The following is a 12,007-nucleotide window of genomic DNA, read 5'->3' on the forward strand; positions in this document are numbered from 1 at the left end:
TCGCGCAACGACGCTCGCTCCCCTGGGGAGCCGCGGAGGCCGGGGAGCCGCAGGCCCGGAGATGAGCTCCGTGCCTGCGCTCCCGCCCACTCGGCGGACGGCGGATGCGCGCGGCGGGGCGGCCTACCGGCCGACCTCGGCCGCGGCGCGGTCGAGCGCCAGCGGGTCGGTCACCGTGCCGGTCTGCTCGTCGAGCGGCCCCTGCGCCAGCCTGGTCACCTCTGCGGGGACCGGCGGCGCGAGGTCGGCCGTCGAACGGAGGCCGGACAATACGTCGTCGGGTCGTACGGCGGGTGTGGCGTGTCGTACTACCAGGCGCAGTATCGCACAGGGAGCACCCGTACGAACATCGCCCGCACCCTCGGTGAGTGTGTCGTCACCGATCCCGACCTGCGCGGAGCCCTCCGGGAGCAGCTCGATGGCGGCGACGGCGGCGCGCGCATCGAAAGTGCGCAGGCCGTTCTTGGTCATCCGCTGCACCTCGACCGCCTCGGCGGCCAGGAAAGCGGCGGCGGCGCGCTCGGCCTCGGTGGGCTCCACGCCGGGCAGGCGCAGCAGCCACTCGGAAGCCTCGAGCCGCTCGACGAAGTTGCTGGTGCGCACCTCGACGGCGTCGATGATGTCCAGACCGGACGGCATCGACTCGTCGAGCTGCCGGCGCAGTGCCTCCGGGTCGCGGGGCGCGGCAAGGCCGATCTCCAGGTACTCGGCCTCGCTGGCGGTACCGGTGGGGGCGGCATTCGCGTAGGAAACCTTGGGGTGCGGGGTGAAGCCCGCGGAGTAGGCCATCGGGACGGCCGAGCGGCGGAGCGCGCGCTCGAACGCCCGCTGGAAGTCCCGGTGGCTGGTGAAGCGCAGACGGCCGCGCTTGGTGTAGCGCAGACGGATGCGCTGCACCGTCGGCGCGGGCGGCGGACCGTCGGGCGTGCGGCGTGCCAGGGAGCTCAGTCCTTCGTCAGTGTGTCCCCGTCCGGCCTCGCACCGCTTGCGGCTCCGGCCGGACTCTGTCGTTCCAAGGGTACGCGGTACCTCGACCCGCCGACGCCCGGCATACCTCTCGGACCGCTGCCCCACGTACCGGGCAGCTACGCCGAAGCCCCCGCCGCAGCATGTGCGACGGGGGCGAACTTCCGCTCCGGCAGGGTCAGTTGTTGACGACAGTCAGGGGCAGGAGCTTCTTGCCGGTGGGGCCGACCTGGATGTGGGTGTCCATCTGGGGGCAGACGCCGCAGTCGAAGCACGGGGTCCAGCGGCAGTCCTCGACCTCGACCTCTTCGAGGGCGTCCTGCCAGTCCTCCCAGAGCCAGTCCTTGTCGAGGCCGCTGTCGAGGTGGTCCCAGGGGAGGACTTCCTCGTAGGTGCGCTCGCGGGTGGTGTACCAGTCGACGTCGACGCCGGTGCCGGCCAGGCCCTTTTCGGCGGAGGCCATCCAGCGGTCGTACGAGAAGTGCTCGCGCCAGCCGTCGAAGCGGCCGCCGTCCTCGTAGACGGCGCGGATGACGGCGCCGATGCGGCGGTCACCGCGGGAGAGCAGGCCTTCGACGATGCCGGGCTTGCCGTCGTGGTAGCGGAAGCCGATGTTCTTGCCGAACTTGCGGTCGCCGCGGATGGAGTCGCGGAGCTTGGTGAGCCGCTCATCGGTGGCTTCGGCGGACAGCTGCGGGGCCCACTGGAAGGGGGTGTGCGGCTTGGGGACGAAGCCGCCGATGGAGACGGTGCAGCGGATGTCGTTGGTGCCGGTGACCTCGCGGCCCTTGGCGATGACGTTCTTCGCCATCGCGCCGATCTGGAGGACGTCCTCGTCGGTCTCGGTGGGCAGGCCGCACATGAAGTACAGCTTCACCTGGCGCCAGCCGTTGCCGTACGCGGTGGCCACCGTGTTGATGAGGTCCTCCTCGGACACCATCTTGTTGATGACCTTGCGGATCCGCTCGGAGCCGCCTTCGGGGGCGAAGGTGAGGCCGGAGCGGCGGCCGTTGCGGGAGAGCTCGTTGGCGAGGTCGATGTTGAAGGCGTCGACCCGGGTGGACGGCAGCGAGAGGCCGACCTTGTCCTCGGCGTACCGGTCGGCGAGGCCCTTGGTGACGTCGGCGATCTCGGAGTGGTCGGCGGAGGAGAGCGAGAGCAGGCCGACCTCTTCGAAGCCGGTGGCCTTCAGGCCGCGCTCGACCATCTCGCCGATGCCGGTGATGCTTCGCTCCCGCACGGGTCGCGTGATCATGCCGGCCTGGCAGAAACGGCAGCCGCGGGTGCAGCCGCGGAAGATCTCCACGGACATCCGCTCGTGCACGGTCTCGGCGAGCGGGACGAGCGGCTGCTTGGGGTAGGGCCACTCGTCGAGGTCCATGACGGTGTGCTTGGAGACCCGCCACGGCACGCCGGGGCGGTTGGGGACGACGCGACCGATCCGGCCGTCCGGCAGGTACTCGACGTCGTAGAACCGCGGGATGTACACGCCGCCGGTCTTGGCCAGGCGCAGCAGCAGTTCGTCGCGGCCGCCGGGGCGGCCCTCGGCCTTCCAGGCGCGGACGATGTCGGTGATGTCGAGGACGGCCTGCTCGCCGTCGCCGATGACGGCGGCGTCGATGAAGTCGGCGATCGGCTCGGGGTTGAACGCGGCGTGGCCGCCGGCCAGCACGACCGGGTCGTCCATGGTGCGGTCCGCGGCGTTCAGCGGGATGCCCGCCAGGTCGAGCGCGGTCAGCATGTTGGTGTAGCCGAGCTCGGTGGAGAACGACAGACCGAAGACGTCGAAGGCCTTGATCGGGCGGTGCGCGTCCACCGTGAACTGGGGGACGCCGTGCTCGCGCATCAGGGCTTCGAGGTCGGGCCAGACGCTGTAGCTGCGCTCGGCGAGGACGCCCTCGCGCTCGTTCAGCACCTCGTAGAGGATCATGGTGCCCTGGTTGGGCAGGCCGACCTCGTAGGCGTCGGGGTACATCAGCGCCCAGCGGACATCGCAGGCGTCCCAGTCCTTGACGGTCGAGTTGAGCTCGCCACCGACGTACTGGATCGGCTTCTGGACGTGCGGGAGGAGGGCCTCCAGGCGTGGGAAGACCGATTCGACAGTCATGCGCAAGGACCTTTACGGCAGAAAAAGCAGTGACCCTTCAGGGTAGCCGAGCCCCGAGGGTCACTGTTTCCACGCGTGGAGCGGTCAGATCGCTATCGGCCGCTGCGAGCGCACCGACTGCAGCAGCCCGATCGCGATCCACACCGCGAACATCGACGAGCCGCCGTAGGAGACGAACGGCAGCGGAATGCCCGCGACCGGCATGATGCCGAGGTTCATGCCGATGTTCTCGAAGGCCTGGAAGGCGAACCAGGTGACCGCGCCGGCCGCCAGGATCGTGCCGAACAGGTCGGTGGCCTGACGCGCTATCCGGCAGGCCCGCCACAGGATGATGCCGAGCAGACCGATCATCACCAGGGCGCCGATGAAGCCGAGTTCCTCGCCGGCCACGCTGAACACGAAGTCGGTCTGCTGCTCGGGCACGAACTGGCCGGTGGTCTGGGTGCCGTGGAAGAGGCCCATGCCAAACAGGCCGCCGGAGCCGATGGCGATCCGGGCCTGGGCGGTGTTGTAACCGACGCCGGACGGGTCGAGCGCCGGGTTGGCGAACGCCGCGAAGCGGTCGATCTGGTACTGGCTGAGGATGCCGAGCTTCCACACCGCGAGCGCGCCGGCGGTGCCGCCGGCCAGCAGGCCGATCACCCAGCGGTTGGCGGCGCCGGAGGCCATCAGCACGCCCAGCATGGTGACCACCATGACCATCACCGAGCCGAGGTCGGGCATCAGCATGACCACGCACATCGGGAAGCCGGCGACCGCCAGCGACTGCAGCACGCTGCGGGTGGGCGGGAACTCGCGCTCGCCGGCGTCCACCCGGGCGGACAGCACCACGGCCATGCCCAGCACGATCGCCAGTTTCGCGAACTCGGCGGGCTGGACGGAGAAGCCGCCGCCGAGCTGGATCCAGGAGTGCGCGCCGTTGATCGTCGAGCCGAGCGGGCTGAGCACCGCGAACAGCATCAGCACCACGGCCAGGTAGAAGAACGGCACCGCGGTGCGCAGCCGCCGGGTGCCCAGCGCGATCACCGCGACGCTCAGGCCGATGCCGATCACCAGGTTGGTCAGGTGCCGGTACAGGAAGTACTGCGGGTCGCCATGGGTCAGCGAGTCGCGGCCGCGGGTGGCGGACCAGACCAGCAGCGAGCCCATCAGGGACAGCCCCAGCGCCGCCAGGATCATGATCCAGTCGAGCCGGCGCAGCGGGGAGTCCTTGGCCAGCGCCCGGGACAGCGAGGAGCGCCGCGGGGCGAGCCGCACGGTGCGGTACGAGCCGTAGGAGGTCATGACCGGCCCCTTCCGTTGCTGCCGGCCCGGTTGGGTTCCAGCGCGGCGAGCGCCACCGCGGTGGCGGGGTCGGCCTGGGCCGGACGGGCCGGGTCCAGGAAGGTCCGGTCGCCCTCGTAGCTGTACGAGGCCTGGATGATCGCGGTGCCGTCCGGGTTGAACTTGGGCAGTGCGGCCTGCGGCTGCGGCAGCAGCGCCTTGGCGTTGTCGATGTTGCCCTTGTCGTCGACGCCGTACAGCGCCTGGTAGATCCGACGGACCGAGTCGCCGGAGCCGCCGGAGCCGGTGCCGCCCTGGCTGATCGTCATGACCACCGCGTAGTCCTTGCTGTAGGTGGTCAGCCAGGAGGTGGTCTGCTTGCCGGCGACCTCGGCGGTGCCGGTCTTGGCGTGCAGTTCGATCTTGCCCTGCGGCCAGCCGGCGCCGGTGAACTTCCAGGCGGCGGTACCGGCGGTGACGACGCCGGCGGTGGCCTGGTCGATGTACTGGAGCAGCTGTCCCTGCGCGGGGATCTTGCCGTCCTCGTGTGGGGCGATGTCGCGCACCAGGGTGCCGTCGGGGCTGACGATCGCCTTGCCGATGCTGGGCCGGTACAGGGTGCCGCCGTTGGCGAGCGCCGAGTAGATCCGGGCCATCTGCAGCGGGGTGACCAGGGTGTCGCCCTGGCCGATGGCGAAGTTGACCATGTCACCGGCGCGCATCTGGTTGCCGTCGGCGCAGTTCTCGCGGGCGATCTCGTCGGCGTACTCGTGGCCGCCCTTGGCCGCCTGGTCGCACCAGGACTGCTTCATCGCGTCGTAGTAGGACTGCTTCCACTGCCGGTCGGGGACCCGGCCTGCCACCTCGCCCGGCAGGTCGATGCCGGTCTTGGCGCCGAGGCCGAACTCGTGGGCGGTCTTGAAGAACCAGTCCGGGGCGTCCTTCTTGGGCTTGAGGCCGCCGTCCTTCATCCACTGGTCGTAGGCGAGGCCGTAGAACACGGTGTCGCAGGAGACTTCGAGCGCCTTCTCCAGCGAGATGTCGCCGAACTGCTCGGACTCGAAGTTCTTGAACTCGCGGCCGCCGATGGTCAGCGACTTCGGGCACGGGTAGTGCCCGTTGAGGTCGTATCCGGCCTGCACGGCGGCGGTGGTGGAGATCACCTTGAACGTCGAGCCGGGTGCGGACTGACCCTGTATGGCCCGGTTGATCAACGGGTAGTTGGAGTCCTTGCTGTTCAGCGCCTCGTAGTCCTTGGCGGAGATGCCGCCGACCCACAGGTTGGGGTCGTAGGTGGGGGCGCTGGCCATCGCGACGATCCGGCCGGTGTGGACGTCCATCACCACGGCCGCGCCGGAGTCGGCGAGGTAGTTCTTGCTGGTCTCCTTGTCGTACACCTTGCGGGCCTCGACCATGGCCTGGTTGAGCTGGTCCTCGACCACCTTCTGCACCCGGGCGTCAATCGAGGTGATCAGGTTGTTGCCGGGCTGGGCGGGGGTGGTGCCGGCGCTGCCGATCACCCGGCCGAGGTTGTCGACCTCCAACCGGTCGACGCCGGTGGTGCCGCGCAGGTCGTCGTCGTAGACCGACTCCAGGCCGGCCCGGCCGATCTGGTCGGACGGCAGGCGGCGTTCACGGCCGGACTTGTCGGCGGTCTTGGTGACCTCGTCGTCGGTGACCGGCGACAGGTAGCCGAGGATCTGGGCGGCGCTGGCACCCTCCGCGCCGGTGTAGCGGCGCAGTGCGGTGGGCTGGGCGGTGACGCCGGGGAAGTCCTCGCGGCGCTCCATTATCTGCATCGCCTGCTGCGTGGTGGCCTGCTGGGTGACCGGGATCGGCTGGTACGGGGAGCCGTTCCAGCACGGCTGCGGGGTCTTCGCGTCGCACAGCCGGACCTTGTTCTTGACGTCGTCGGCGGGCACGCCGAGGACGTCGGCGAGCCGGGAAAGCACCGCCTTGCCGTGGTCCTTCTGCTGCATCAGCGCGGTGCGGGACACCGACACCACCAGCTTGGTCTCGTTGCCGGCCAGGATCCGCCCGGCGGCGTCCAGGACCTCACCGCGGACGGCGGGCTCCACCACCTCGCGGATGTGGTTGCCCTGGGCCTTGGCAGTGAACTCCTTGCCGTTGCGGATCTGCAGGTACCACAGCCGACCGCCGAGGGTGGCCAGCAGCGACAGCACCAGGATCTGCAGCACCACCAGCCGGATCGTCACCCGCCGGGTACGGCCGGTATCAGGAATGTTCGTCACGTGCGCGGACTCCGTCCCGGCTCAGGGGCGCTTGGCGAGGCCGAGCGCGCGCTTCTTCTTGTAGGAGGCGGTGGACGAGGGGTCGCGAGTGGTCTTGTAGCGGGCCAGCGCGCCGAGGCCGGAGCCGCCGTCCGCGCCGCGCACTGTCTCGTTGACCACCCGGTCGCCGTCGAACCGGCGGGCCAGCAGCATCACCAGCGGCACCGTGAACGGGGCCAGCAGCACGTCGTACAGCAGGGCGCTGAACACCAGCCCGGTCAGGCCGACGTGCCGGGCCGCGGTGTCGCCGACCAGGGCGCCGACGGTGGCGTACAGCAGGGTGGAGACCACCGCGGCGACCGCCACCACGCCGATCGCGCTGAGCGCGGACCGCTGCCGGCCGTTCTCCGGGCGGAGCAGCCCGGCGCCGTAGCCGACCAGGCAGAGCACCAGCGCGTACCGGCCGACGGCGTGGTCGGACGGCGGGGCGAGGTCGGCCAGCAGGCCGGCGAAGAAGCCCGCCAGGCAGCCGCCGGTCGGGCCGTACACCAGGCCCAGACCGACCACCACCAGCATCAGCAGGTCCGGGGTGGCACCGGGCAGTTGGAGCCGGCCGAGGATGCTGACCTGGACCACCAGGGCGAACACCAGCAGGACGGCGGACAGCAGGATCCGAGACGGACGAAACATCAGTTCCCCCCGGTGGTGGGCTGTGCGGCGGCGATCGGCGCCTGTGGGTTGCCCGCGGCGCCGGCGGAGGGGGCGGGGACCGGCGGCAGCACGGCGTCCCGCGGATCGGTGCGCGGCGGCACGACCACCACGCCGATCAGGTCGAGGCGGGTGAACTGCACGTACGGCTCGACCAGGATGGTCTTGGTGAGCTGACCCGGGGTGGCCTGCACCTCCTTGACGGTGCCGACCGGCACGCCGGGGACGAACGGGCGTCCGCTCTGCGAGCCGAAGGTGACCAGCCGGTCGCCGGCCTTCACCTGGGCGCGGCCGTTCAGCAGCTCGATCTTCATCGGCGAGGCGCCCTGGCCGGCCGCGAAGCCGATCTCGTTGTTGCCCTCCAGCCGGACGCCGGCGGTGAAGCCGGGGTCGGAGGCGAGCAGCACGGTCGCGGTGGTCGGGGCGACGGTGGTGATCCGGCCGACCAGGCCCTGGCCGTCGATGACGGTCATGTCGCGGGTCAGGCCGTCGTCGCTGCCGGCGTCGATGGTGATGGTCCAGGAGAAGCCCTGGGCGGCGCCGACCGCGATCACCTGCGCGGCCTTGATGGTGTAGCCGCCGGTGCCGGCGGTGCGCAGCATGTCGTCCAGCTGCTTGGTGCGGCCGGACGCGGCGTCCGAGGAGGCCAGCTTCTGGCGAAGCTCGGTGTTCTCCCGGGTGATCTGGTCCAGGCGCTGCTGGTGGGTGCTGGCGTCGCGGATCGCGCGGATGTACCCGGCGACCGGGTCGACGGCGCCGGCCGCGGCGTTCTCGACCGGGCCGAGCACGGACGCGGCCGCCCGGCGCGGGGCGCCGAGCGGCGAGTCCTGGCCGCCCTTGATGTCGACGGTGATCAGGGCGAATGCGAGCGCGACCAGCAGGACCAGCAGTAGTCGACTCTGTCGGGTGTCCCTCACGGTGCTGGTGCCGCCCCTTCGTGCTGAGTGTCCATCTGCTGGTCCATCAGCTCTGTCTGTTGTTCAGTTGGAAAGTTGTCTAGCGACGCGGCTGGGCGTCGAGTACCTGCTGCAGTGCCTCGAACTCCTCGACGCACTTGCCCGCCCCCAGGGCCACCGAGTCGAGCGGGTTCTCGGCGATGTGCACCGGCATGCCGGTCTCCCGGCGCAGCCGCTCGTCCAGGCCGCGCAGCAGGGCGCCGCCGCCGGTGAGCACGATGCCGCGGTCCATCACGTCGCCGGCCAGCTCCGGCGGGCACTGGTCGAGGGTGGTCTTCACCGAGTCGATGATCGAGTTCACCGGCTCGTCGATGGCGGTGCGGACCTCGGCGGCGGAGATCACCACGGTCTTCGGCAGGCCGGAGACCAGGTCGCGGCCGCGGATCTCGGCGTGCTCGTCCTTCTCGCCCTCAAGGCCGAACGCGGAGCCGATCGACATCTTGATCTGCTCGGCACTGCGCTCGCCGAGCAGCAGGCTGTACTCCTTCTTGATGTGCTGGACGATCGCGTTGTCCAGCTCGTCACCGGCCACCCGCAGCGACTGGGCGGTGACGATGCCGCCGAGCGAGATCACCGCGACCTCGGTGGTGCCGCCGCCGATGTCGACGACCATGTTGCCGGTCGGTTCGTGCACCGGCAGGCCGGAGCCGATCGCGGCGGCCATCGGCTCCTCGATGATGTGCACCTGGCGGGCGCCGGCCAGCATGCTGGCCTCGACCACGGCACGGCGCTCGACACCGGTGATGCCGGAGGGGACGCACACCACGACCCGCGGGCGGGCCAGGTAGCGGCGGCGGTGGATCTTCAGGATGAAGTACCGCAGCATCCGCTCGGTGATCTCGAAGTCGGCGATCACGCCGTCCTTCAGCGGGCGGATCGCCACGATGTTGCCAGGGGTGCGACCGATCATCTGCTTGGCCTCGGCACCCACCGCGAGGATTCCTCCGGTGTTGGTGTTCACCGCGACCACCGACGGCTCGTTCAGCACGATGCCCTTGCCCCGGACGTACACCAGTGTGTTCGCGGTGCCGAGGTCGATCGCCAGGTCCCGGCCGAGGAACGACAGGTTGTTCGCCATGGGATGTCGAGTGCCTTCCCGAATGTGGATCAAGGGCGGGGGGAGAGCCGGCCGCCGGGGCCCGCAGGGCTGACGGCGGCTGAGCAGCCGCTCCGAGCCCGTGAGTTGGGGTCCATGGTAATCACGCCGGACGGTGCGAACGGCGGGCACGGAGTCCCGCCCATTCTCCGGGGACGGATCGGCTTCTCCTGGCATTGGGACGCCGTGTCGGAAGCTGGGGTTCCGTGATTTGAGGATTAACGCCCAGTTGGGCGAAGTGCCCCTGCCGAGGCAGGGGCACCGGGGCCGCACGGCCCTCCACAGTCCTCAGACGTGGGACGGGAAGAAGATCTTGATCTCCCGCTCGGCCGACTCCGGGGAGTCCGAGGCGTGGATCAGGTTCTCGCGGGTGATCGTCGCGTAGTCGCCGCGGATGGTGCCCGCGCCCGCCTGCAGCGGGTCGGTGGCACCGGCCAGCGCACGGATGCCCGGGATCACGTTCTCGCCCTCGACGATCAGCGCGATCGACGGGCCGGAGGTCATGAACTCCAGCAGCGGCTCGTAGAACGGGCGGCCGACGTGCTCGGCGTAGTGCTGCTCCAGGGTGCCGCGGTCGAAGGTGCGGAGCTCCATCGCGGCGAAGCGCCAGCCGGCCTTGCGCTCGATCCGGCTGATGATCTCGCCGGCCAGGCCGCGCTTCACGGCGTCGGGCTTGAGCAGGACGAGAGTGCGCTGGGACACGGGGCGGCTCCTCGGGTGTGGGTCGTGCGGTGTGTGCACCTGACATTACCCCGGCCGGGTGGCCGCCCCCGCGACCAGCCCGGTCAGGCGGCCGCCCCGGCGGCCGCCGCGCGCTGCGCCTTGAGCTCGTCGATCTTGCGGCCGTAGTGCACCGAGCACCACCACAGGCCGCCGAACACCACACCGAAGGCGAACATCGTCGGCAGCACCAAGCCGCTGGCCAGCACGCCGAGTTGCAGCGCCCAGCCGACCCAGACCGCGCCGGGCCGGGTGATCGCGCCGCACAGCAGCACGCACAGCAGGATGGCGACGCCGCTGACCGCCCAGATGGTGCCGGTGCCGACGTCGGTCAGCTTCATCGCGACCAGGCCGGCGAACATGATCAGCAGCGCCTCGCCGATCAGGGTGGAGGAGCACAGGGTGCGCATCGACCGCTACTTCCTTCCGAACAGCAGGCGCGCCTCGCCCACCGTGATGACGGAGCCGGTGACCAGGACGCCGGCGCCGCCGAGGTCCTCCTCCTCGGCGAGGGTGACCGCGGCGTCGATGGCGTCGTCCAGCCGGGGCTCGACCTGCACCCGGTCCTCGCCGAACACCTCGACGGCGAGGGCCGCGAGACGGTCGACGGGCATCGCGCGGTGGGTGGAGTTCTGGGTGATGACGACCTCGGCGAGGATCGGCTCGAAGACCTCCAGCAGGCCGGTGACGTCCTTGTCGCCGCTGGTGGCGATGACGCCGACCAGCTTGGTGAAGCCGAACGCCTCGCCGATCGCGGCGGCGGCGGCCTGCGCACCGTGCGGGTTGTGCGCGGCGTCCAGGATCACGGTGGGGCTGCGCCTGACGACCTCCAGCCGGCCCGGCGAGGAGACGCCGAACAGCGCCTGCCGGACCTTCTCCTCGTCCAGGTGCTCGGCGCCGCCCTGGCCGATGCCGAAGAACGCCTCCACCGCGGCGAGCGCCAGCGCGGCGTTCTGCGCCTGGTGGTCGCCGTGCAGCGGGATGAACACGTCCTGGTACTCGTGGCCGCCGAGGCCGCGCAGGGTGACCAGCTGGCCGCCGACGGCGACCTCGCGGCGCAGCACGCCGAACTCCATGCCCTCGCGGGCCACGGTGGCGTCCACCTCGACGGCCCGGCGCAGGATCGTCTCGGCGGCGTCCAGCTTCTGCTGGGCGACCACGGCGAGCGCGCCCGGCTTGATGATCCCGGACTTCTCCACCGCGATCTTGCCGGTGGTGTCGCCGAGCTTGTCGGTGTGGTCCAGGCCGATCGGGGTGATCACCGCCACCTGGGCGTCGATCACGTTGGTGGCGTCCCAGGAGCCGCCCATGCCGACCTCGACGACCGCGACGTCCACCGGGGCGTCCGCGAAGGCCGCGTACGCCATGCCGGTCAGCACCTCGAAGAAGGACATCGCGACCGGCTGCGCCGCGTCCACCATCTGCACGTAGGGCTCGATGTCGCGGTAGGTCTCGACGAACTTCTCCGGGCTGATCGGCGCCCCGTCCAGGCTGATCCGCTCGGTGACGGACTCCACGTGCGGCGAGGTGTAGCGGCCGGTGCGCAGTTCGAAGACGCCCAGCAGCTGCTCGACCATCCGGGCGGTGGAGGTCTTGCCGTTGGTGCCGGTGATGTGGATGGACGGGTAGGAGCGCTGCGGCTGGCCGAGGATGTCCATCAGCGCCTCGATCCGGTCGAGCGAGGGCTCCAGCTTGTTCTCCGGCCAGCGGGTGGCCAGTTCGGCCTCGACGGCGCGCAGATCGGAGTCGGTGCCGCCGACGTCGGCGGGACGGACGGTGTAGGGGTTGGGCTCGGCCTTGTCGCTCACCCCGCCAGTCTAAGGACTCCCGACGTCCGCCCCCGACGGCCACCCCGGTGGCCCGCGGACCGGCTCCGGACCTCTTGACACCGGAATTGGTCTACTCCACCGTGTGAGTCGCTCGTCCAGCTCCTTGGCTCCCCCGCACCGCACCCCCATCG

At 70.6% G+C, this 12,007-nt stretch carries 10 protein-coding genes; all 10 read right to left on the minus strand.

Annotation, left to right across the window (positions count from 1 at the left end; genetic code table 11):
* Window positions 1-123: 123 nt before the first annotated feature.
* The 10 genes from ACFYST_RS11805 to ACFYST_RS11850 all read right to left on the minus strand — a co-directional run bounded on the left by ACFYST_RS11805 (window position 124) and on the right by ACFYST_RS11850 (window position 11,855).
* Entirely contained in the window at window positions 124-897 is a 774-nt protein-coding gene (locus ACFYST_RS11805) for a TIGR03936 family radical SAM-associated protein (protein ID WP_387643101.1), read from the minus strand.
* Between the two features lie 247 nt (window positions 898-1,144).
* Entirely contained in the window at window positions 1,145-3,073 is a 1,929-nt protein-coding gene (locus tag ACFYST_RS11810) for a TIGR03960 family B12-binding radical SAM protein (protein WP_387643100.1), read from the minus strand.
* 84 nt (window positions 3,074-3,157) lie between these two features.
* Entirely contained in the window at window positions 3,158-4,357 is a 1,200-nt protein-coding gene (gene rodA, locus ACFYST_RS11815; RefSeq protein WP_387861528.1) for a rod shape-determining protein RodA, read from the minus strand.
* Window positions 4,354-6,588, minus strand: a complete 2,235-nt coding sequence (gene mrdA / locus ACFYST_RS11820) for a penicillin-binding protein 2 (protein WP_387643098.1) — start codon at window positions 6,586-6,588, stop codon at window positions 4,354-4,356. The genes rodA and mrdA overlap by 4 nt, the downstream gene beginning before the upstream one ends.
* 21 nt (window positions 6,589-6,609) lie before the next feature.
* On the minus strand, window positions 6,610-7,257 hold the full coding sequence (gene mreD / locus ACFYST_RS11825; RefSeq protein ID WP_387643097.1) for a rod shape-determining protein MreD: 648 nt from the start codon (window positions 7,255-7,257) through the stop codon (window positions 6,610-6,612).
* Window positions 7,257-8,192: a rod shape-determining protein MreC gene (gene mreC / locus ACFYST_RS11830; protein ID WP_387643096.1), complete on the minus strand. Its 936-nt coding sequence runs from the start codon at window positions 8,190-8,192 to the stop codon at window positions 7,257-7,259. The genes mreD and mreC overlap by 1 nt, the downstream gene beginning before the upstream one ends.
* A 79-nt stretch (window positions 8,193-8,271) precedes the next feature.
* Window positions 8,272-9,297, minus strand: a complete 1,026-nt coding sequence (locus tag ACFYST_RS11835) for a rod shape-determining protein (protein WP_387643832.1) — start codon at window positions 9,295-9,297, stop codon at window positions 8,272-8,274.
* Between the two features lie 318 nt (window positions 9,298-9,615).
* The gene (gene ndk, locus ACFYST_RS11840; RefSeq protein WP_387643095.1) at window positions 9,616-10,029 is read right to left on the minus strand and encodes a nucleoside-diphosphate kinase; all 414 of its coding nucleotides are present in this window, start codon (window positions 10,027-10,029) and stop codon (window positions 9,616-9,618) included.
* 83 nt (window positions 10,030-10,112) lie between these two features.
* Entirely contained in the window at window positions 10,113-10,457 is a 345-nt protein-coding gene (locus ACFYST_RS11845; protein WP_387643094.1) for a DUF4233 domain-containing protein, read from the minus strand.
* Between the two features lie 6 nt (window positions 10,458-10,463).
* A complete protein-coding gene (locus ACFYST_RS11850; RefSeq protein ID WP_387861529.1) occupies window positions 10,464-11,855 on the minus strand; it encodes a bifunctional folylpolyglutamate synthase/dihydrofolate synthase in 1,392 nt (463 codons plus the stop codon).
* Between the last annotated feature and the right edge of the window lie 152 nt (window positions 11,856-12,007).

The sequence above is a fragment of the Kitasatospora sp. NPDC004614 genome, from assembly GCF_042873675.1.
Classification (GTDB): domain Bacteria; phylum Actinomycetota; class Actinomycetes; order Streptomycetales; family Streptomycetaceae; genus Kitasatospora.

What these genes read in the sequence shown, in the direction of transcription:
- ACFYST_RS11810 (WP_387643100.1), bottom strand. Translation starts at nt 3,073, where the DNA reads ATGACTGTCGAATCGGTCTTCCCACGCCTGGAGGCCCTCCTCCCGCAC.
- ACFYST_RS11845 (WP_387643094.1), bottom strand. Translation starts at nt 10,457, where the DNA reads ATGCGCACCCTGTGCTCCTCCACCCTGATCGGCGAGGCGCTGCTGATC.
- rodA (WP_387861528.1), bottom strand. Translation starts at nt 4,357, where the DNA reads ATGACCTCCTACGGCTCGTACCGCACCGTGCGGCTCGCCCCGCGGCGC.
- mreD (WP_387643097.1), bottom strand. Translation starts at nt 7,257, where the DNA reads ATGTTTCGTCCGTCTCGGATCCTGCTGTCCGCCGTCCTGCTGGTGTTC.